Here is a 21,047-nt window from a genome sequence, read left to right on the forward strand (position 1 = left end):
CCACTGTCTATTTGACAGGGGGCAGTTCATTTACACTAACCAGAGCTTCATACATTATTCCTTATTTACACCATAAATCGGGTCGTCTGCCCACCGTTTTTCTAGTTCTTCTTTTGTATAAATGACCCTCATCGGATTTCCTCCAACAAAGGTGCCAGGCGGGACATCTTTATGGACAAGCGTGCCTGCTGACACGATCGCTCCGTCCCCGATTGTGACGCCAGGCAGAATAGTGGAATTGGCGCCAATCATGACTTCACTGCCAATCTCCACATTTCCAAGCCTGTATTCCTTAATTAAGTACTCATGGGCAAGAATTGTCGTGTTATAGCCAATGACGGTATTTCGGCCAACACTGATTTTTTCCGGAAACATGACATCCAGCATAACCATGAGCGCGAAGGATGTTTGGTCCCCCACCTTCATTCGCAAAAAAGTCCGGTAAAGCCAATTTTTCATACCCAGAAACGGGGTATAGCGTGCCAGCTGAATGACAGCGAAATTTTTCACGACTTTCCAAAATGGAACGGTTTTGTACACATGCCAGAGGGAATTTCCCCCCTCTACTGGAAAACGCTCCGTTCTCCTCATCTTGACTCTACCTTAAGAATATCGAGTAAATCAGCCATATTGTCTAACATATAATCTGGCTGGAATCCTTGTAAAAACTCTTTACCCTTTACACTCCAAGCAACACCAGCTGTTTTCGTGCCGGCATTTTTTCCGCCTAAAATGTCATGAGAATTATCTCCCACCATGATAGCCTCTTCCGGCTTAGATTGCAGCAGCTCCAATGCTTTTAATATCGGCTCAGGATCTGGCTTAGGTTTTTGTACGTGATCTAATGCAACGACAACATCAAAAAATTGATCCAGTTTCGTTAGGGAAAGGCCCATTTTAACGGTTTTTAACATCTTTGTCGTCACGATTCCAATTTTATAGCCGGATTCCTTTAACGTTTTGACTGTTTCAAATACACCCGGGAACTCTTTTACGAGCAGGTCATGGTTTCCAATGTTGAATTCTCTGTATGCCACAATCATTTCTTCCACTTTTTCCGGATTAATAGATTCAAATGTTTCCCTTAATGTCGGTCCGAGAAAAGGAATGACATCCTCTCGCTTATAGCAGTCTGGGTAATAGTTTCCTAATACATGCAAAAAAGAGGAAATGATGAGTTCATTCGTATCGATCAGTGTTCCATCTAAATCAAATAAGATTGTATTAACTTGTGTGTTCATATACTGTTTCCTTTCTTTTATTGGCATGGACTCGATTCCAGATGAGTGAAACGATTAACGTTAACAGAATGGCGACTCCTAAACGAATGAGCAGAAGCGGAAGCACCGGTATGCCGAGCGGCACAAATATGAGCGTGTCCTCAACGACAGCATGGCAGGCCACAAGAAAAATAAATGCAAGAGTAGCGTCCTTCTTGCTGACTCCATCCTCTTTAACCGCTGCAATCATGACGCCCGCTCCAAGTGCTAAACCGAAAAGTAAACCGGCCGCAAGCGTTGTCGAGGTATTTTCCTTCATGCCCAGCAGTCTTGTCACAGGTGCCATCCACTTTGAAAAAACAGCCAGCCAGTTCAAGTCTTTTAATAATTGAATCACAACCATAAGCGGGATAACGATAATGGCAAGCTGAAAGACGCCAAGTCCTGCTTTTTGCAAAGCATCCAGCACAATGGAGCCCCAGCCAGACAGCTGTTCTTCTTTTGCCGGGATTATTCCGTACTTGGCTATTTCCGATCCGCCGTGCCAAACTAAATGGATAATGATCGCTGAAATAATAGCTAATCCAAGTCTTACAGCAATCATAATCCACAGCTTTACTCCAACTTTGACCGCGACGCTGGATTCAATGAGCAAATTGTGCGAAAACGACAGCATAACGGCAATAATGAATACTTCTTTTACTGTTAAATCGAGAGATAGAATTGCTCCAATCCCCGCATATAAATTAAGCAAATTTCCTAAAACGATCGGAATGGCTGCATCTCCTGACAAGCCAATAAGGTTCATAAGCGGAGTGATCAGCTTAATGATCCATGGCAGGACAGGCGTATGCTGCAGGATTGCGACAATCAATGTGACGGGAAAAATAACCTTCCCAAGCGTCCAAGATGTCTTCAACCCGACCAATATCCCTTTTTTGGACGATTGTAGTAACATTTCTATTCTCCCTTAATGTTATATATTTTAAGCTCCATTATCTAAATAACGGACATTAGAATAACCCTTCATCCTTCTTAACACGAGCAAAACGACTGATCCAATAATAAGAACAATTGAGATCGTCTGGGCGATTCTTAGGTGTTCTGTAAGCATCAAGCTATCCGTACGCATGCCTTCAACAAAGAAGCGCCCGATGGAATACCAGATAACATAAGTTAGGAATAGCTCGCCGCGGCGCAAATTTACTCTTCTTAATAATAGAAGAATGGCGAAACCGGCAATATTCCAAAGCGATTCATATAAAAAAGTAGGATGATAGTAAGTGCCGTTAATATACATTTGGTTAATAATAAAGTCCGGCAAATGCAAACCCTCTAAAAAAGAACGTGCTACTTCTCTCCCATGGGCTTCCTGATTCATAAAGTTGCCCCATCTGCCAATGGCCTGCCCTAAAATGATGCTCGGTGCAGCGATATCAGCCAGCTTCCAAAATGAAACACTGCGCTTTTTCGCAAAAACATAGGTCGTAATGACTGCGCCAATCAAGGCACCATGAATCGCGATGCCGCCTTCCCAAATCTTAATGATGTCCCCTGGATTTTGACTGTAATAATCCCATTGAAAAATAACATAATAAATTCGTGCTGAAATGATCGCGATTGGAATAGCCCATAGCATTAAATCTGCAAATAAATCCTTTTGCAGTCCCCTTCTCTCTGCTTCTCTCATGACAAGAATTAGAGCCAAGGCAATACCAATGCCAATAATAATTCCGTACCAGCGGATTTCGATCGGCCCTAGAGAAATCGCAATTGGATTTAGTGGCTGAATTGTTGATTCCATAGTCATTGCTCCTTTACATCTTCATTTTTTACGATAAAAGCTATGTCCATCACACAGAGACAAACCCTTCAAATGTCCACAAAGGGTGTCTGACACCTATTCTTTGCCGTCGTCAATGACATCTGCGAGGCGGCTCGTAAATTGTTCCGCTGCGTTGACACCCATACGCTTTAACCGGAAGTTCATCGCTGCTACCTCAATAATAACAGCTAAGTTCCGGCCGGGGCGAACCGGAATGGTCAATCTCGGAACATCAACATCAATAATCTTCATTTTCTCCTCATCCAGCCCAAGGCGCTCATATTGCTTTTTTGGATTCCATAGCTCTAAATCCATCACAATGGAAATTCGTTTATTGCTAAGAACCGCTCCTGCACCGAACAGCGTCATAACATTGATAATGCCGAGTCCCCTGATTTCAAGCAGATGCTCAATTAGTTCCGGCGATGTGCCGACAAGAGTGTTTTCATCCTCCTGCCTAATCTCCACACAATCATCTGCTACAAGGCGATGGCCCCGTTTGACAAGCTCAAGGGCTGTTTCACTTTTACCGACACCGCTTTTCCCTGTAATCAGTACACCTACACCATATATATCCACAAGAACCCCGTGAACAGCTGTAGTTGGAGCTAGTTTGCTTTCAAGATAATTTGTCAGCAAGCTCGAAAATCTAGTTGTTTTTTGCTTTGTTCTAAGTAGTGGAACCGCCTCACGCTCAGAGGCAACAATTAACTCTTCAGGAATCTCTAAGCCTCTGGAAATAATAATGCCCGGAGTAATATCCGTACATAATCGCTCGAAGCGAAGCTGCCGTTCAATTATACTTAATTCCTTCGTAAACGTGAGTTCTGTTTTCCCAATTAGTTGAATTCGTTCAGCCGGATAAAATTCAAAATATCCCGCTATTTCAATGCCAGGCCTGGAAATATCACTCGTAGTTATCGGCCGATTGATTCCCTCTTCCCCGCAAATTAACTCAAGGCCAAAATTTTCTACTATGTCTTTCGTACAGACTTTAGCCATTTCCATTACCTCCTCTTGAAAAAAGGTGGAGCTTTTATTTTCTTATTTACTAGGAAAATCAGTTAACCCCATTGCGAATCAATAATAGTTATTTTTGTACTTTTGATTTACTAAAGGCTGTTTTATCTATTGTAAACCGCCTTATTAAAAAATGATCCCATCAGTCACTTGCGGCTATAAAGTTTTTCACATATCACCTATTTTAGCATTTTTTAAGACAGAACCAAATTCTTCGTTCTGAAACATTCGAAAAATTAATATTGACTGGATGTCAGTCCCAGTTCGAAATAGACAGCATCATATAAATGATTTTATAATAAAATGAATATGATCATTAATAGATTTCTTGATAAAAGATAAAAATGATGACAATCTTCACTAAATGAAAATGAAAGTATAATGAGTAAAAATGTAGTATTACATCAAAGGAGGAAACGAATGAAAATTATTCGAACCGCTAACTATGAAGAAATGAGCTTGAAAGCAGCAGAAATGATGATTGACCGGATACGAAATAATCCGGAAATCACTCTTGGCCTTGCAACCGGCAGTACGCCTAAAGGAGTTTACAAGAAGCTAATCGAAGACCATGTTCAAAATCAAACCTCTTATAGTAAAATAACAACTATTAATCTTGATGAGTATGTTGGAATCGATGAACATGACCCGAATAGCTACCATTATTTTATGAAGGAAGAGCTTTTAGATCATATTGATGTCCCACATTCCCAAACCCATCTTCCGAATGGTACTGCTGAAGATTTACAAGCAGAATGCGATCGTTATGAGGCGTTGATCCAATCCATTGGAGGAATTGACTTGCAGCTGCTTGGCATCGGAGAAAACGGACATATTGGCTTTAACGAGCCCGGAACTCCTTTTAGCAGCAAAACACATATGATCGAGCTTGAAGAAAATACCCGTCAGGCAAATGCAAGATTTTTCAATTCGCTTGATGAAGTTCCTACTCATGCGGTCACTATGGGAATTGCAACAATCATGGCTAGCAAAGAAGTAATCTTACTCGCATCTGGAGCGTCTAAAGCAAAAGCCATTAGTGAGCTGATTAATGGAGAAATTAATGAAAGCATACCTGCATCTGCACTAAAAAATCATCAAAATTTTACGATTATTGCAGATGAAGAAGCACTTAAGCTTGTATAGGATGTTAAGGAGATGGTGAAACAGCCATCTCCTTTTCTATTTTTTATGCTCCATGTCCATTTATAAAATCTATTTATATGGTAAAGATGAATAGATAATTTTTTAAAAGGAAAGGACCAGACTTATGAAAATCATACTGGACGCTGGCCATGGCTATCATACGCCCGGTAAGCGAAGCCCTGATGGAATGCAGGAATATGAATTTAACCGAGCTGTTGCTCACTATGCTAAACCATTATTAGAAAACTATCAAAATATAACTGTTTATTTTGCTCACTCTGACGTTCAAGATGTCCCTCTTAAAGAGCGGACAAATAAAGCGAATGTGCTCAAGGCAAATGTTTATGTGGCGATTCATGCAAATGCGTACGGTTCAACATGGAACGAGGCAAATGGCATTGAGACATATGTATATTCGACTAAGCCGAAAGAGGCGGTTGAACTTGCTCAAAAAATTCAAAGAAATTTAGTCATTGCCACAGGATTGAGAGACCGCGGGGTGAAAACAGCCGATTTTCACTTGCTTCGAGAAACAAATATGACAGCAGTCTTAACAGAATGCGGCTTTATGACAAACCGTGAAGAAGCCGCTTTACTGAAATCGGAAACGTATCGAAAGACATGTGCGGAGGCCATTGTAAAGGCTCTTGCTGATCAATACGGCTTTGTTCTAAAAACAGCAGCAAATAAATCGAGCGGCTCATCCCCATCAGCTCAGGTAAAAGAAGGGCTATACAAAGTTCAAGCAGGGGCTTTTAAAGAACGAAAAAATGCAGAAGAGCTTGTGCATGCATTAAAGAAGCTTGGCTATTCGCCATATATATATTTTGAATAGAAATGGGGCAGTTCCAAGCTGAAAAAATCGGCTTAGAGCTGCCCCTTTAGTGTTTTAAACTACTATTTGTCTTTGGCAGGGTCAAGTATTGCTTTTTGGATAATGAGATTTGCAATGGACATGACAACCGCCATGAGCAGTGCAGTCCCAAAGCCAGCAATTTCAAATGAACTTCCCATGATTTCATCTGTAATCAACAAAGTAATGGCGTTAATCACAAATAGAAATAACCCGAGTGACAGTAAGGTAACCGGCAACGTTAGGATAATTAATATCGGCTTTACGAGGATATTTAATATCGACAGGATCGCGCTTGCCCCAACAGCAGCTCCGAAGCTCGATACGTAAAAGGATTCATCTAAAAAGCCAGCTATAGCGACAAATAATATAGCATTAATTAATATTCCTGCAACCCATCTCATCGAAAAACACCTCGTAATCGCATACTAAAATTTGAGTTTAAAAAAGTACAGATTTTGCCTTATTAATATGAATGGCGCCAGTTTTCGTTTCAGCATTCAATCTTAATGACTGTTCTGATTGGTTAACAGATTGGAAGCGCAGCACCTTTTGAATGACATCGCTTTTATCCTCAACAATCTGAATGCCATCAAGATTGACATGCAGGCTGCCAAGATTTGTTTTCAGCTCACCATTAACAGTTATACGCTCAGGCAGCTCGAGTTCAATCTTGCCAGCAACCGCCTTCACATCAATAATCTCACATTTTCCTTCATTCACAGCACAGAAAACATCACCATTAAAGGATTGAAGATCAATTTTTTCATATGCCCCATCAACATGAATCGAACCATTAAGTGTCTCCGCTTCAATTTGGTCAATGTGGCTCTTCAGAATAGAAATTTTTCCGTTTGCGGTTTCTACTTCTGTATATTTGCTGTTCATTTCTTGCAATGAAACTTTTCCATTTGCTGTTTTCGCTTTAAATGTTTTTACGTTTAAGCGTTGGCTGTCAATGGCCCCATTGAACAAGCGCACTTTTACTTTATCATATTCGGATTGAGGAATATAGGCAACAGCTTCTACCTTCATCCACTTTTGCTGTGTGGCAAAACGAAGCTTTTGTCCATCAATTGCAAACGCAACATCATTTAAAAAGTTTCTGCGCGCTTCTTCCTGTGTTTCTACCCGATATACCTTCGCCTTACACTCAATTCGAACGTCATTTTGTCCCCACGGGATCACTTCAATTTTCCCATTGGCAATATCAATGTCTACATCTTGTATGGATACATCGCTTTGCTGAAAAATATGTGTGATGTCAGCAGAATGGCCAAAGTTAAAATCTAAATCCATATCCTTGATTTTCTTAAAGGCTGTATCAACAAAATCAAGAATCTTATCCTTCGCAGATTGAAACTTGTAATTGAAAGCATCCTCTTTTTTAGCTTCTTCAAATTTGACGGTAGTGGACAATTCCTGAACAAGATCACCCTTCTTTTCCTCGGCTACTTTATTCGTCTTTTCCAGCTCTTCTAATAAGAAAAGAGCCTCATCCACCGTAAGTTTTCCATCCTCAACCATTTTCAATATCCGTTTGCGCTCTGCTTGCATCATAATCCCTCCACATCGATTTTATGTTTCTTAAAAATTGTCTGATGTAAAAACCTGAATGCCTTTAATAATATTCCATATAGCCACAATAAGGCTTACAACTATAGTGAATAGGACGCTTACCAATAGCATAATAGGTATTTCGGGTGTATTCGTCCTGGCTGCATCAATCGCCGCAAAAATAACAAAAGGCAGTGGGATAAGTACAATTAACTGTGATAAAAAAGCCTTTTTCGCATGCTTTTTCGTACGTTTATCCTCAGTTGCCAAAAATAAAACTAATGGAAAAAGAATGCCTGCAAACAAAACACTCAAATAACCAAGCCCTGAAAGCACTTTGCTTGTTTCCATTTTCAACAGCTCCTTTGTCAATATGTACGCAAACGGAAAGAGAAGGTTTCATTTTTAGGAAGTTTTATTTTTCAGCCAATTACTTTTTTTTGCCGAGACGTAATTTCATAGATGGCATCCACATCGTCAACCGTAAACTCCCTTAATAAAATTTCTCCGCAATCAATCATGAGTACATCTTTCATTGTGTTTCAGCCCCATTTTAATAGTTATCTCAATTCTACATAAAAATTCCTTTTTCTACATTTTACCACGTAAAAAAGCTGATATTGAAATTTGAAGATGGCATTGGGATGTATTTTTTTGAATATAGAAGCGCTATTTTTATTTGATTAGGGTTTCAATGAAATTAAATAGGTTTTCATTTCATAAATAAAAAGTTTCTTTTTTAGTAGGGTGAATATTAGGGGGTATCTTCCTAAATTTGATAGAGCATTTGAAAATCGGGAAAATAATTGAGGGTTATCTTCCCAACTTTGATAGAGCATTCGGATTTCGGGAAAATAATTGAGGGTTATCTTCCCAACTTTGGTAGAGCATACGAATTTCGGGAAAATAAAATGGAGGTCATCTTCCCAACTTTGATAGAACATGCGAAATTTGGGAAAATAATTGAGGTTATCTTCCCAATTTAATTAGTGCATGAGAAAAGCTTTATACCAATCTAGAGTTTATTTAAAAGCAGCGGCGAGGTCGATTCGCGGGGCTTCCTTTCTTTTCACTTCATCAATTTTATTTACGAACATTTGAAAGACTTTTCTTTTTTCATCGAGGTCTTTTATGTATTCTTTGAGCTCGCTGTATTTCTCTTCAAATGGCTTATGGTATCTTTGACGGATATTCTCAATGATTTCTTCATTCACCGTGGATTGAATGACTTGTTTCGTAATCCCATATTTATAGGTGTACACCTTTAGTTCCTTCATGACTTCCTCATATTCGAGATTAATCTGATCCAGAACTTCCGAAATGTCCTCCTTCCACTCCTCTAACGACTTTTCTAAGTATGCTTCCATATATGCCCCTCCTCTTACGATAATTTTTTATTAACAAAGTTATCCTTGGGGAGAGTATAACGGAATATATTTACAGGGACGTTTCTATTCGTTTACAATGCGTTTTCATAGATATTTCTTTTTGAAGCGATCCTTTAGAGAACATTAACAACATTTAGCAGCTTTTTTCAAAAAAAGAAGCAATGCCGTAAAATAGACACTGCTTCTTACAAAGACTAGACTTGTGTAACGCTAGCCACTTTTTCTTCAATTCGTTTTTTCATTCGTTCCCGGTCGCGTTCAAGGATAGGCTTTAAATATTTTCCGGTATAGGAAGCTGGAACTTCCGCTACTTGTTCTGGTGTACCTGTAGCAATGATCGTTCCGCCTTTATCTCCGCCCTCTGGACCAAGATCGATAATGTAGTCTGCCGCTTTAATAACATCAAGATTATGTTCGATAACTAGGACGGTATCGCCATTTTCTACTAGACGCTGCAGAACGATAAGCAATCTCGCAATATCGTCGACATGAAGTCCAGTCGTTGGCTCGTCCAAAATGTAGAGTGAACGGCCAGTTGAACGGCGATGCAGTTCAGATGCGAGCTTCACACGCTGGGCTTCCCCTCCAGAAAGGGTTGTTGCTGGCTGTCCAAGCTTGACATAGCCTAGTCCAACATCATATATCGTTTGGAGCTTGCGGCTGATCTTTGGAATGTTTTCGAAAAATTCTACTGCGTCTTCCACAGTCATATCAAGTATTTCGGAAATGTTCTTCCCTTTATATTGCACTTCAAGCGTTTCACGATTATAGCGTTTTCCGTGACATACCTCGCATGGGACATACACATCCGGCAGGAAGTGCATTTCAATTTTAATAATTCCATCCCCACGGCAGGCTTCACAGCGGCCGCCTTTAACGTTAAAGCTGAAACGGCCCTTCTTATAGCCGCGGACCTTCGCTTCATTTGTTGATGCAAAAACATCGCGAATATCATCAAAAACGCCTGTATAGGTTGCCGGGTTCGAGCGAGGTGTTCTTCCAATCGGTGATTGGTCAATATCGATCACCTTATCTAAATGCTCAATTCCTTTAATTTCTTTATGTTCACCAGGCTTTGCTTTTGCATGATTAAGCTTTTGAGCCAGCGTTTTATGAAGGATTTCATTGATTAACGTACTTTTCCCTGATCCAGAAACACCGGTGACAGAAATAAACGTTCCGAGCGGAAATTTCACACTGACATTTTTCAGGTTGTTTTCCTTTGCTCCTTTGATTTCCATAAAACGTCCGTCATTTTTTCGGCGCTCAACTGGAAGCGGGATGAACTTTTTCCCTGATAGGTATTGGCCAGTTAAAGAATGTGGATCATTCATAACCTCTTCAGGAGTTCCGGCCGAAACAATTTCCCCTCCGTGAACACCAGCCCCCGGACCAATATCAATGAGATAATCAGCTGCGAGCATTGTATCCTCATCATGTTCAACAACAATAAGGGTATTGCCGATATCGCGCATATTTTTCATCGTATCGATTAACCGGTCATTATCACGCTGATGCAGACCAATGGATGGCTCGTCAAGAATGTAAAGCACACCTGTTAATCGTGAACCGATTTGGGTGGCAAGCCTGATTCGCTGTGCCTCCCCACCTGAAAGCGTTCCGGCAGCACGGCTTAACGTCAGGTAATCCAGCCCGACATTCACTAAGAAGCCAAGGCGTTCCTTGATTTCTCGAAAAATAAGATTCGCAATCTTCATTTCTTTCTCTGTTAAATTTAACTCATCAAAGAATTTAAACGCTTCCTCTACAGAAAGCTCTGTAACATTTCCGATATGCTGGCCGGAAATAAGAACAGCCAACGTTTCTTTTTTCAAACGGTAGCCTTTACAAGTTGGACAAGGCTGCTGGGCCATGTACTTTTCCATTTGCTCACGAATATAATCTGAGCTTGTTTCCTTATATCTGCGTTCGACATTTCGGATAACTCCCTCAAATTCTATGAGATTTTCTCTTACTTGGCCAAAATCATTTTCATAATGGAAGAAGATTTTCTCCCCATTGGACCCATATAAAATTTTATCAAAAAGATGCTCAGGAATTTCCTTTACCGGAACATCCATATCAATACCGTAATGGGTGCAAACCGCCTCAAGCAGCTGTGGATAGTACTGCGAGCTTGTTGGCTCCCATGGGGCAATGGCATGCTGGCGTAGGGATAAATCCCGATTAGGTACGACAAGGTCAACATCTACTTCAAGCTTAGATCCAAGTCCATCACATTCTGGACAGGCTCCAAACGGACTGTTAAAGGAAAACATCCGCGGCTCAAGCTCTCCGATTGAAAAACCGCAATGCGGACATGCATGATTTTCACTAAATAGAAGCTCCTCTTCACCGATCACATCAATTAGCACCTTTCCGCTTCCAAGCTTTAAGGCGGTTTCAATCGAGTCAGCTAAGCGAGCAGTAATCCCTTCTTTTATGACAATTCGGTCTACAACTACTTCAATCGAATGCTTTTTATTCTTTTCTAACTCAAATTCCTCACCAAGGTCGTGCATCTCCCCATCAATGCGGACACGGACAAATCCTTGCTTCTTCACTTCATCTAATACTTTTACATGAGTGCCTTTTCTTCCTGAAACAATTGGAGCAAGGACTTGAAGCTTTGTTCGGTCTGGATATTCCATTATTCTATCAACCATTTGTTCAATTGTTTGAGAAGAAATCTCGATGCCATGATTTGGACAGGTTGGTCGCCCAACTCTGGCAAATAATAATCTTAAATAATCATATATTTCGGTCACAGTTCCGACAGTCGAGCGCGGATTTCGGCTCGTTGTTTTTTGGTCGATAGAAATCGCAGGAGACAAGCCTTCAATCGCATCTACATCCGGTTTGTCCATTTGTCCAAGAAATTGGCGTGCATAAGCAGATAATGATTCTACATATCTTCGCTGCCCTTCAGCATAAATCGTATCGAAGGCAAGCGAGGACTTCCCAGATCCAGAAAGTCCTGTCAGCACAACTAATTGATCTCTCGGAATGGTGACATCAATATTTTTTAAATTATGGGCTCTGGCGCCTTTGACAATTAGATTTTCCATCGCCATCTTTACGTCATCCTTCCGCTTTCAGCTCTAGAATTAAATCACGAAGCTCGGCAGCACGTTCGAAATTGAGCGCTTTTGCCGCTTCCTTCATTTCTTTTTCCATATTTTCTATCAGTTTTTCGCGTTCCTTCTTATTCAGCTTGCCAATTTTCGCTGATGCTTTATATTCTTCCGGGTTTTCCGCAGCAATCGTGGCCCGAATGACATCACGGATTTCCTTTTGAATCGTCTGTGGTGTAATTCCATGCTTTTGATTGTATTCCTTCTGAATCGCACGGCGCCGTTTCGTCTCGCTGATTGCTAATTCCATGGAGTTTGTCATTTTATCCGCATACATGATGACATGACCATTCGCATTACGAGCTGCCCGGCCAACTGTCTGGATAAGTGACCTCTCTGAACGGAGGAAGCCTTCTTTGTCTGCATCCAAAATGGCCACAAGCGAAACTTCCGGAATATCAATCCCTTCTCTTAATAGGTTAATCCCTACTAGAACATCATAAGTGCCGAGACGCAGCTCACGAATAATTTCAATTCTTTCTAACGTTTTCACTTCAGAATGCAAATATTGCACCTTGATGCCAATTTCCTTTAAATAATCTGTTAAATCTTCAGACATTTTTTTCGTTAAGGTCGTAATGAGAACACGTTCATTTCGCTTTATCCGATCATGAATTTCACCAATTAAATCATCTATTTGTCCTTCAATTGGACGGACATCGATGGTTGGATCGAGTAGTCCAGTCGGTCGGATGATTTGCTGAATCATTTCAGGCGTATGCTCAATCTCATACGGTCCTGGTGTTGCCGATACGTAAACAATTTGTTTAATATGCTCTTCAAATTCATTAAACATAAGAGGACGGTTGTCTAGGGCCGATGGCAGACGGAAGCCATGATCAACAAGAACTGATTTCCGTGCCTGGTCTCCATTATACATTCCGCGGATTTGCGGTAAAGTCACATGTGATTCATCAATGACGATCAAGAAATCTTCTGGGAAAAAGTCCATTAATGTGTAAGGTGTAGATCCTGGGGGTCTTAATGTCAGATGTCTTGAGTAGTTTTCGATCCCGGAGCAAAAGCCCATTTCCCTCATCATTTCAAGATCATAGCGGGTCCGCTGTTCAAGGCGCTGAGCCTCGAGAAGCTTATCATTATCTCTTAAATCCTTCAGTCTTACTTCTAATTCTTCTTCAATGCTTTTAATAGCTAGACGCATCTTTTCTTCACGGGTTACGAAGTGGGATCTTGGAAAAATGGCTACATGCTCGCGATCGCCAATGATTTCACCAGTTAGTGAATCCACCTCGCGAATACGGTCAATTTCATCCCCGAAAAATTCCACTCGAATACAGCGTTCATCTTTAGAAGCAGGAATAATTTCGACGACATCTCCTCGCACCCGGAAGGTTCCACGCTGAAAAGCAATATCATTTCGTTCATATTGAATATCCACAAGACGATGAAGAAGCTGATTTCTTTCGATCTCCATCCCCGTTCTCAGTGAAAGTACGAGCTCCCGATATTCCTCAGGAGAACCTAAGCCATAAATACAAGAAACGCTGGCAATGATAATAACGTCTTTCCGCTCAAATAAAGAGGATGTTGCTGAGTGACGAAGCTTATCAATCTCATCGTTAATACTCGCATCCTTCTCAATAAATGTATCTGTCTGGGGAACATAAGCTTCGGGCTGATAATAATCATAGTAGCTGACGAAATATTCAACCGCGTTATCAGGGAAAAACTCTTTAAACTCACTGTACAGCTGCCCTGCAAGTGTTTTATTATGTGCAATAATCAAAGTTGGTTTGTTCACTTCTTTAATAACGTTTGAGATTGTGAAGGTCTTACCAGTACCTGTCGCTCCCAATAACGTTTGGTGCTTTTTGCCGGAGTTGATCCCCGCTACTAGCCTTTTGATCGCTTCTGGCTGATCTCCTTGGGGAGTATATTTTGAGACTAGTTTAAATTGGTCCTTCATACAAAGCCTCCCGTTTCTTTCTTCTATATAGAAAGGATTAAATAATCACTTTAATCACAGAAACATACTATACACATTCTACCACAAAGCATTAAAAACTAACCACTAATATACGAACGGATATTCGATTATTTTTTAAATTAATCCTGTTGGAGAAAAAAGTCTTCCTATTTTTCCGATCATTTTATTAATTAAACGTTTGTTTAAATGCTTCTATTCTTATTAATCAAACGTTTGTTTAAATACATTTAACCCCAGACATATCAAGGTAAATCTTTATTAATCAAACGTTTGTTTAAATTGATCTTTTACTAATTAATCAAACGTTTGATTAAAACCTTCAAACGTAGAATATATCCGCCAGTTCCAGGATATATCCACCAGTTCCCGATTATATCCGCCAGTTCCCGATTATATCCGCCAGTTCCGGATTATTTTATTCCAATCCGAAATACTTCCCTCCAAATAAAAAAAGCCTGCCTCAATGAGGGCAGACTAGAGTGACAACTATTCTTCTTTCTGACTTTTTTCATTTTCTTGCGAATCAAAATAAATATTAATCGCTTCAAAGACATTCTGTCGGGCGATGCTGGCTGCTTCCTCTTTATTCCTATCCTCGAATGCTTTCAATATAGCATTATGCTCCTCAATAGACTTAGGAGTGAGGATGATGGAATTGTGAAAATATAGCCTTCTAACATGGGATTGGAGTGTAGATACTGTACTAGAAATATACGAGTTTTCAGTAACCTCTACAATGCTTTGATGAAAATCCTCATCAAGCTTTAAGGCTGTATACGAATCACCTGTGTTAACCGCCTGTGCAAATTGCTCATTAATTTCACGAAGGGAATCAATTTTTTCCTGTGTAATAATTGGTGCAGCTAATTCTGCCGCTAAAGCTTGAAGGACCCCTAATGGAGGCAAAATTTTGCTAATATCTTCTTTATTTACTGACGTCACTTGAGTGCCAACCCCTGGGTACATTTCAACGAACCCTTGAAAGCTAAGGAGCTGTAGCGCTTCTCTAATAGGAGTTCGGCTGACCCCTAATGCCTGTGCTAGATCGGCATCATGTAATTTTTCTTTAGGGTGCAGAGTCCCATCAATGATCCATTCTAGAAGTTGCGAATATGCACGCTTTTTTGCAGACATACGAGCAGGAGTCGAGTAATTAGCTGGTATTGGCATATTCATACCCCCTTCGTCACATTAACTAAGTTATTTTTTTACAATTAAAACGCTTTCACTATACATAATAATGCTTTTATTATATTGAACTAATAATATGAATACAATATATTACATATGATTTTTACATAAAAATATTTTCATATAACTTTATTTTCAGAAATATATTGCATACATATAGTTCATATGGTATATTTTCTTCAATAAAGACAACTGTCTTTTTAATATTAAAATAATTTTTATTCATTCCAACAACTGAAATCTAGTATCAGAATTTATTTTCTTAATATTTTTTAAATGATTCTGTTTGAGATTCATAGAATGATCGGTCATGTACACGAGCATTTTATTTTGGAAGATTCTACAGGAGGGAAATTAAATGTCATCGAAAGGGTCATTTTCATTTACAATCGCGGTTGGCTTTATGCTATTCGCTTTATTCTTCGGAGCAGGGAACTTAATTTTCCCGGTTATGCTTGGTCAAATGGCCGGTGAGCATGTTTGGGCAGCGAATGCCGGATTTATCGTAACAGGTGTAGGTTTGCCATTGCTTGGTATTTTAGCGTTAGGCTTTTCAGGTAAAAGTGATTTACAATCATTAGCAAGCCGCGTGAATCCCTTTTACGGAATCCTATTTACAGTTGCTTTATATTTATCAATCGGTCCTTTATTTGCAATTCCTAGAACAGGAACAGTATCTTTTGAAATCGGGATTAAACCATTTTTAGGTGAAACCGACAGTTTTCTGCCATTATTCATTTTTTCGATTATCTTTTTTGGGGTTACTTTATTCTTTTCATTAAAATCCTCTAAGCTTGTTGATATCGTTGGAAAAGTGTTAACGCCATTATTATTAATTTTCATCGGTATTCTTATTGTGACTGTATTCATTAACCCAATTGGCAAAATCCAAGCACCAACTGAAACTTATATGGATAATGCTTTCTTCAAAGGGTTCCAAGAAGGTTACTTAACGATGGATGCATTAGCTGCATTTGTTTTCGGGATTATTATTGTTAATACAATGAAAGACAAAGGAGCACAATCGAAGAAACAAATTATGACAGCGAGCTTAAAAGTAGCTTCCATTGCCGCAATCCTATTAGCGATTATCTATTCTTCTCTAGCATTTATGGGAGCTTCTAGTGTTGAAGGGATTGGACATTTAGAAAATGGCGGCGCGGTTCTGGCAGCTGTTTCTAATCATTATTTTGGTTCATTCGGTAAGGTTATACTAGCCGTGATCGTAATAGCGGCGTGCTTAACAACTAGCATCGGCCTTATTACGGCATGTGCCTCTTATTTCAATAAGATCGTTCCTGCTTTTTCTTATACAAAATGGGCAGTAATTTTCTCCATCTTTAGCGCTGTGTTCGCAAACTTTGGGTTATCTGCTTTAATCTCTATTTCTGTTCCGGTTTTAGTAGCACTTTACCCGTTAGCTATCTGTTTAATGGCCTTAACATTCCTGCATCCTCTTTTCAAAGGGAAAAAAGGTGTTTATCAAGGCAGCATCATCATGACCTTTATTGTAAGTGTATTTGATGGATTAAATGCGGCTGGAATTAACATTGAAGCCGTAAACAATTTATTTACAGCCATCCTTCCTGGATATGGAGTTGGTATTGGCTGGATTATCCCGGCAATCGTAGGCGGTGTGATTGGATCGCTATTTAACTTCGAAAAGAAGGAAAGCTACCAAGCTAAATCGATTGAAGGATAAATTACAAGTGATTTTAAAGAGGCGACTCTTCGATAGGAAGAATCGCCTTTTTATTTTTACGCTCTTTTTCGAGTTTGCTGCTTCATGCGGTTAGCGTACCAGAAGCCAACCGTTAATGAAAATGCATCAACGACAATTAACCATAACGCATCCGTGTAGCCTTTATAAACAGAAGCTGCAATTAATGCGACCGTCAGCACAAGACCAATCACATGATTGTAAGCCACTCTCGTAAACAGCACCACTAACAAGCCAGGCAGCAGCAGAGCTGATAAGAATTTTAATAACATTGATTACACCTTCTTTTACATAATAATCAAATAGAAAAGCCGTCATTTTCTATAAGATAACATAGAATACCCTATCGTGATAGGTTTTACATGATTATTCCTCCTAGTACGCAGGATAAATCCATTATCTCCGTACACACTATTTGTAAAACCAAAGGAGGATGTAAATCATGGCTAGAAGAAAGCGCAGACCTCTCGTTCCCGATTCCAGAGGTGCTCTCGATCAGTTTAAGAATAAGGTAATGGCGAATGAAGGCTATCAAGTGGACAAAGAGAATCCTGACAATGTGAAATATGAAGTAGCAAGTGAAGTTGGGGTTCCTTTGCAGGAAGGCTATAATGGCCGTCTGACTTCAAGGGAAGCAGGTAAGGTCGGCGGAAAAATTGGCGGCAGTATGGTAAAGGAGCTTGTCCGCATGGCTCAGGAGCGAATGAAGAAATAGAGGCGTTCACAACGGGACTGCGGAACCGTCCCTATGTCCCATGCATATAGTGGATGGCATAGGAGGGTTCCGCTATGTATGATTTCAAAAAAGAGATCTTGCAAATCCAAACTGCATTTGGAAAATGGCCAAAAGCGAAGAAGATTGTGCTCGTTGCGCTTTTAAGCAGCATTGGGGCCATTTTTCAATCTGCAGGAGGGTATTTACCTGCTGTTGGTTATTTTATTAGCCCCTTGGCGACCGCACCTGTCATCCTTTGCTCTATTTTCTCCATCCCGATTGGCTTTCTTTCCTATATATTAATCACTCTATTACTATTCATTCTCGAGCCGTCTGAGCTCATTATTTTCCCTTTTACGACTGGACTGCTGGGCCTATTTATCGGGGGATCTTTTCATTTATTCAAAGGGATCTGGAGCCAAGTATTATGCGGTGCAGCAGGATTAATAATCGGGATAAGTGTTTTGTTGTATGCTGTAAAATTCCCTGTTTTAGGACCTGCTGTTTCAAGTTCATTTAGTTTCCTTGTTTTTGCCGCAGTATTCATCTGTTCTATTTTTTACAGTTGGATTTGGGTAGCTTTAATCCGCAAGCTATTAGGAAGATTTAAAAGGATCATCTTTTTGTCACCTTCCAAATGACGCCTGTTTCTGGCGGCTTATCCAGTATTCCGAAATCATATCTATCAGTCTTTCCAATCCTCCGCCATTCTTTTTCGAGATGACCTTCCTCTCTACTCCTCCAGATTTATTTCAATTAAGGTTAACTCATTTTTCCTCAATGCTTCATCAAGCATTTGTTCAAATTCATGAATATCGGATGGCCTCATTCCTCTTATTCCAAAGCTTTTCGCCAGCTGAACGTAATCAGGATTGCCAAAATCCGTTCCATACGTGTGAGAAAAAGATTGCAGCATCATTTTCTCTTCTAATTTCAGCTTGGAATCGTTGAGGACAATGATGATAAAAGATAATCCCAATCTAACCGCAGTTTCGATTTCCGCAAAATTCATAAGAGCTCCCCCATCACCCGTTATACAAATAACAGGATCAGCAGGACATGCCAGCTTCGCTCCAATCGCACCAGGAATGGCGATTCCCATTGAGGCAAGTCCATTAGAAATCATCAATTTATTCGGGTTCTTCGGCTGAAAGGTACGAGCTATCGAAACTTTATGAAAGCCAACATCTGATAGGACAACGGTATTTTCATTTGTCAGTTTTTCAACAGCTTTCAAAATAGCTGTAATAGATAAGGATGAATAGGTTGTTTCATTTAACCCATAGGCTTGTATGATTTTCTCACGTAATTCTCCTGAGGGCTTCCATGGCTTCGGGTTAATATCAAGCTCATTCATAGATTGGCATGTTTTCTGTATAGCCCCAGTCAGTTCCATTCCAATAGGATAATATTCGTCTGATTCTGCAGGAACGGCATGAATATGAATTACTGGCACCTTCTTTTTGTTCCACTCCTTTGGAAGCCGCTCCACAAAATCGAATCCAATAACGATAAGCAGATCCGATTCCTCGATTCCAGGCAGCACCTCATCGTGCTCGTTGAATCCAAAGGTAAAGTAGTTGCATGGATGATTTTTAGGTAAAATACCTTTCGCCTTCATCGTATGAGTTACCGGAGCCTGAAGATAGTCAATAAATGCTTGCACCTCTTTCTCAGCCTTTCCCCTCATCACTCCATTCCCAATGATGATAAATGGCTTTTGGCTATCATTAATCCGCTTGACCGCTGCATGGATATCCTCTGTTAAAGGTACATAGGTCGGGGGAGGCAGAGATTCCATTGCATTATCAGGAATCATTTGAGGCGCTAAATTCTCCGGCAATTCCAAGATTACCGCACCAGGCTTTTCTGTTTTTGCGATCCGAAACGCTTTGTGGACCATTTCTACAATACTTTGCGAATCTTTAATTTGTGCGCTCCATTTCGTTGCAGGTTCAAAAAGCTTTACCAAGTCTATATATTGATGTGATTCTTTATGCTGTCTATCTAGTCCAGCTTGACCAATAAACGCGACAACCGGGGAAAAATCCAGTGTGGCGCTTGCTATGCCTGTTAATAGATTGGCTGCCCCTGGTCCGAGCGTGGCTAGACAAATCCCCGGCTTATGAGAAAGTCTTCCATACACATCTGCCATAAAGGCCGCTCCCTGCTCATGTCTCGTATTTACAAACCGAATTTGCTTTGATTTCGAAAGAGAATCCATTAGATCTAACGTTTCTTTTCCCATTATTCCGAAAACATATTGCACACCTTCTTTTTCTAAACAATGAACTAGAACATCTGTCGCTTTCATATGAACCTCCCAATGCATGTAGATGACTACTCATAGTCTTTACCTAATGCATCGGAATCATTTATCGGGGCTGAACTAGTTTAATTCTTTACTAAACATATACTCTGGTGTAAAAAAACAGACGGAGCTGTTATCAACGCCCCGTCCGTCCTTCTTTGCTCTATATAACCTACCAGCCAATTTTGCTTAATGGAACAAATGTAGGTATTTGATTTCCTTTATACTCTTTATTGATAAATTCAGCCACATCATCCTGCTGGAATAGCTCAGCAATCTTTTTCAATGTTGGGTTATCTTTATCTTCTGTTCTTGTTGCGATAATATTGATGTATGGTGTAGCTGTCGCACTTTCATGGAAAATTGAGTCTTGTGTTGGGCTAAAACCTGCATCTACTGCAATTCCATTATTAATAACAGAAGCAGCCACATCCGGAAGAACTCGTGGAGTTTGGCCAGGCACGACTGGTACAATTTCTAAGTGTTTCGGATTGTCTGTGATTTTATCAATCGCTCCTAATCCGTCAAAGTCTTTTGGAAGCCCAATTAGTCCAGCTTCTTGAAGAAGAAGCAGCGCTCTTCCCATGTTTGACGCTTCGTTCGGTACCGCGATTTTTCCGCCGTCAGGAATTTCATCCACTTTTTTATACTTATCAGAATAGATGCCCATAGGTGCAATAATCGTTGTAGCGATTGGCGTTAAATCTAATTTATGCTCTTTTATGAAAGCATCGAAATAAGCAACTGTTTGGAACGCATTTGCATCAAGCTCTCCCTCTGCAAGTGCCATATTCGGCTGCACATAATCAGAGAAGCGGACAATTTTGATTTTGATGCCTTCCTTTTCAAGCTTTTTAGCCATAAACTGCCAAACGCGATCATCTGCACCACTAATTCCAATCTTAATGACTTTTGATTTTTCATCGCCTGTTTTTTCACTAGAGCTTGAACATGCTGCACTAAAAATCGCGAATGTTAAAATAATAATGGATAGTAATAGTTTTTTCAATTTTATTTCC

General features: G+C 40.1%; 20 protein-coding genes. 5 read left to right on the forward strand and 15 right to left on the reverse strand.

Translation table 11 applies throughout. The features are described from left to right. Positions 1-54: 54 nt before the first annotated feature. The 5 genes from H0173_RS16160 to hprK form a co-directional block, all read right to left on the reverse strand. Positions 55-591 (reverse strand): acyltransferase, encoded by a 537-nt coding sequence (locus H0173_RS16160; protein ID WP_221847544.1) that lies wholly within the window; start codon positions 589-591, stop codon positions 55-57. Next, positions 588-1,241 (reverse strand): pyrophosphatase PpaX, encoded by a 654-nt coding sequence (gene ppaX, locus H0173_RS16165; protein ID WP_221847545.1) that lies wholly within the window; start codon positions 1,239-1,241, stop codon positions 588-590. The genes H0173_RS16160 and ppaX overlap by 4 nt, the downstream gene beginning before the upstream one ends. Further along, entirely contained in the window at positions 1,225-2,178 is a 954-nt protein-coding gene (locus tag H0173_RS16170) for a nucleoside recognition domain-containing protein (RefSeq protein ID WP_221847546.1), read from the reverse strand. The genes ppaX and H0173_RS16170 overlap by 17 nt, the downstream gene beginning before the upstream one ends. Positions 2,179-2,205: 27 nt before the next feature. Next, positions 2,206-3,024 (reverse strand): prolipoprotein diacylglyceryl transferase, encoded by an 819-nt coding sequence (gene lgt, locus H0173_RS16175; RefSeq protein ID WP_221847547.1) that lies wholly within the window; start codon positions 3,022-3,024, stop codon positions 2,206-2,208. 96 nt (positions 3,025-3,120) lie between these two features. Beyond that, a complete protein-coding gene (hprK, locus tag H0173_RS16180) occupies positions 3,121-4,047 on the reverse strand; it encodes an HPr(Ser) kinase/phosphatase (protein ID WP_221847548.1) in 927 nt (308 codons plus the stop codon). 438 nt (positions 4,048-4,485) lie between these two features. On the opposite strand from hprK, the gene nagB reads away from it, so the two are divergent. Next, entirely contained in the window at positions 4,486-5,211 is a 726-nt protein-coding gene (gene nagB, locus H0173_RS16185) for a glucosamine-6-phosphate deaminase (RefSeq protein ID WP_221847549.1), read from the forward strand. A gap of 124 nt (positions 5,212-5,335) precedes the next feature. After that, the gene (locus H0173_RS16190; protein WP_221847550.1) at positions 5,336-6,046 is read left to right on the forward strand and encodes an N-acetylmuramoyl-L-alanine amidase; all 711 of its coding nucleotides are present in this window, start codon (positions 5,336-5,338) and stop codon (positions 6,044-6,046) included. Positions 6,047-6,108: 62 nt separating this feature from the next. On the opposite strand, the gene H0173_RS16195 is transcribed toward H0173_RS16190, so the two are convergent. From H0173_RS16195 to H0173_RS16225, 7 genes are all read right to left on the reverse strand, one after another. Next, the gene (locus H0173_RS16195) at positions 6,109-6,468 is read right to left on the reverse strand and encodes a phage holin family protein (RefSeq protein ID WP_221847551.1); all 360 of its coding nucleotides are present in this window, start codon (positions 6,466-6,468) and stop codon (positions 6,109-6,111) included. Positions 6,469-6,505: 37 nt separating this feature from the next. Then, positions 6,506-7,621 carry a DUF4097 family beta strand repeat-containing protein gene (locus tag H0173_RS16200; protein WP_221847552.1) on the reverse strand — a complete coding sequence of 372 codons (1,116 nt, stop codon included), beginning with the start codon at positions 7,619-7,621 and terminating at the stop codon, positions 6,506-6,508. Between the two features lie 30 nt (positions 7,622-7,651). Next, positions 7,652-7,972, reverse strand: a complete 321-nt coding sequence (locus H0173_RS16205; protein ID WP_221847553.1) for a magnetosome magnetite crystal formation protein family — start codon at positions 7,970-7,972, stop codon at positions 7,652-7,654. A gap of 671 nt (positions 7,973-8,643) precedes the next feature. Further along, positions 8,644-8,988, reverse strand: a complete 345-nt coding sequence (locus tag H0173_RS16210) for a hypothetical protein (RefSeq protein WP_221847554.1) — start codon at positions 8,986-8,988, stop codon at positions 8,644-8,646. A 215-nt stretch (positions 8,989-9,203) separates the two neighbouring features. Continuing rightward, positions 9,204-12,083 (reverse strand): excinuclease ABC subunit UvrA, encoded by a 2,880-nt coding sequence (gene uvrA / locus H0173_RS16215; protein ID WP_221847555.1) that lies wholly within the window; start codon positions 12,081-12,083, stop codon positions 9,204-9,206. Positions 12,084-12,090: 7 nt separating this feature from the next. After that, positions 12,091-14,070, reverse strand: coding sequence for an excinuclease ABC subunit UvrB (gene uvrB / locus H0173_RS16220; RefSeq protein ID WP_221847556.1), 1,980 nt, complete (start codon positions 14,068-14,070; stop codon positions 12,091-12,093). 507 nt (positions 14,071-14,577) lie between these two features. After that, a complete protein-coding gene (locus H0173_RS16225) occupies positions 14,578-15,261 on the reverse strand; it encodes a GntR family transcriptional regulator (protein WP_221847557.1) in 684 nt (227 codons plus the stop codon). 379 nt (positions 15,262-15,640) lie between these two features. Here H0173_RS16225 and brnQ point away from each other — a divergent pair, with 379 nt between their 5' ends. After that, positions 15,641-16,984 carry a branched-chain amino acid transport system II carrier protein gene (brnQ, locus tag H0173_RS16230; protein ID WP_221847558.1) on the forward strand — a complete coding sequence of 448 codons (1,344 nt, stop codon included), beginning with the start codon at positions 15,641-15,643 and terminating at the stop codon, positions 16,982-16,984. Positions 16,985-17,040: 56 nt separating this feature from the next. Here the strand turns inward: brnQ and H0173_RS16235 are convergent, their stop codons facing one another. Beyond that, the gene (locus H0173_RS16235; protein WP_221847559.1) at positions 17,041-17,274 is read right to left on the reverse strand and encodes a CsbA family protein; all 234 of its coding nucleotides are present in this window, start codon (positions 17,272-17,274) and stop codon (positions 17,041-17,043) included. A gap of 170 nt (positions 17,275-17,444) precedes the next feature. Here H0173_RS16235 and H0173_RS16240 point away from each other — a divergent pair, with 170 nt between their 5' ends. Both H0173_RS16240 and H0173_RS16245 read left to right on the forward strand, forming a co-directional pair. Beyond that, entirely contained in the window at positions 17,445-17,717 is a 273-nt protein-coding gene (locus H0173_RS16240; RefSeq protein WP_221847560.1) for an alpha/beta-type small acid-soluble spore protein, read from the forward strand. Positions 17,718-17,791: 74 nt separating this feature from the next. Further along, the gene (locus H0173_RS16245) at positions 17,792-18,358 is read left to right on the forward strand and encodes a hypothetical protein (RefSeq protein WP_221847561.1); all 567 of its coding nucleotides are present in this window, start codon (positions 17,792-17,794) and stop codon (positions 18,356-18,358) included. 92 nt (positions 18,359-18,450) lie between these two features. Here H0173_RS16245 and H0173_RS16250 read toward each other — a convergent pair whose 3' ends face one another. Continuing rightward, a complete protein-coding gene (locus H0173_RS16250; RefSeq protein WP_221847562.1) occupies positions 18,451-20,031 on the reverse strand; it encodes an acetolactate synthase large subunit in 1,581 nt (526 codons plus the stop codon). Between the two features lie 169 nt (positions 20,032-20,200). Next, positions 20,201-21,037: a MetQ/NlpA family ABC transporter substrate-binding protein gene (locus H0173_RS16255; protein ID WP_221847563.1), complete on the reverse strand. Its 837-nt coding sequence runs from the start codon at positions 21,035-21,037 to the stop codon at positions 20,201-20,203. Positions 21,038-21,047: the final 10 nt, after the last annotated feature.

Source organism: Bacillus sp. S/N-304-OC-R1, from assembly GCF_019749375.1.
Taxonomy (GTDB): Bacteria; Bacillota; Bacilli; order Bacillales; family Cytobacillaceae; genus Cytobacillus.

What these genes read in the sequence shown, in the direction of transcription:
- hprK (WP_221847548.1), bottom strand. Translation starts at nt 4,047, where the DNA reads ATGGCTAAAGTCTGTACGAAAGACATAGTAGAAAATTTTGGCCTTGAG.
- H0173_RS16160 (WP_221847544.1), bottom strand. Translation starts at nt 591, where the DNA reads ATGAGGAGAACGGAGCGTTTTCCAGTAGAGGGGGGAAATTCCCTCTGG.
- H0173_RS16170 (WP_221847546.1), bottom strand. Translation starts at nt 2,178, where the DNA reads ATGTTACTACAATCGTCCAAAAAAGGGATATTGGTCGGGTTGAAGACA.
- uvrB (WP_221847556.1), bottom strand. Translation starts at nt 14,070, where the DNA reads ATGAAGGACCAATTTAAACTAGTCTCAAAATATACTCCCCAAGGAGAT.
- ppaX (WP_221847545.1), bottom strand. Translation starts at nt 1,241, where the DNA reads ATGAACACACAAGTTAATACAATCTTATTTGATTTAGATGGAACACTG.
- H0173_RS16245 (WP_221847561.1), top strand. Translation starts at nt 17,792, where the DNA reads ATGTATGATTTCAAAAAAGAGATCTTGCAAATCCAAACTGCATTTGGA.
- H0173_RS16210 (WP_221847554.1), bottom strand. Translation starts at nt 8,988, where the DNA reads ATGGAAGCATACTTAGAAAAGTCGTTAGAGGAGTGGAAGGAGGACATT.
- uvrA (WP_221847555.1), bottom strand. Translation starts at nt 12,083, where the DNA reads ATGGCGATGGAAAATCTAATTGTCAAAGGCGCCAGAGCCCATAATTTA.
- nagB (WP_221847549.1), top strand. Translation starts at nt 4,486, where the DNA reads ATGAAAATTATTCGAACCGCTAACTATGAAGAAATGAGCTTGAAAGCA.
- brnQ (WP_221847558.1), top strand. Translation starts at nt 15,641, where the DNA reads ATGTCATCGAAAGGGTCATTTTCATTTACAATCGCGGTTGGCTTTATG.
- H0173_RS16200 (WP_221847552.1), bottom strand. Translation starts at nt 7,621, where the DNA reads ATGCAAGCAGAGCGCAAACGGATATTGAAAATGGTTGAGGATGGAAAA.
- H0173_RS16250 (WP_221847562.1), bottom strand. Translation starts at nt 20,031, where the DNA reads ATGAAAGCGACAGATGTTCTAGTTCATTGTTTAGAAAAAGAAGGTGTG.
- H0173_RS16235 (WP_221847559.1), bottom strand. Translation starts at nt 17,274, where the DNA reads ATGTTATTAAAATTCTTATCAGCTCTGCTGCTGCCTGGCTTGTTAGTG.
- H0173_RS16225 (WP_221847557.1), bottom strand. Translation starts at nt 15,261, where the DNA reads ATGCCAATACCAGCTAATTACTCGACTCCTGCTCGTATGTCTGCAAAA.
- lgt (WP_221847547.1), bottom strand. Translation starts at nt 3,024, where the DNA reads ATGGAATCAACAATTCAGCCACTAAATCCAATTGCGATTTCTCTAGGG.
- H0173_RS16195 (WP_221847551.1), bottom strand. Translation starts at nt 6,468, where the DNA reads ATGAGATGGGTTGCAGGAATATTAATTAATGCTATATTATTTGTCGCT.
- H0173_RS16190 (WP_221847550.1), top strand. Translation starts at nt 5,336, where the DNA reads ATGAAAATCATACTGGACGCTGGCCATGGCTATCATACGCCCGGTAAG.
- H0173_RS16205 (WP_221847553.1), bottom strand. Translation starts at nt 7,972, where the DNA reads ATGGAAACAAGCAAAGTGCTTTCAGGGCTTGGTTATTTGAGTGTTTTG.
- H0173_RS16240 (WP_221847560.1), top strand. Translation starts at nt 17,445, where the DNA reads ATGGCTAGAAGAAAGCGCAGACCTCTCGTTCCCGATTCCAGAGGTGCT.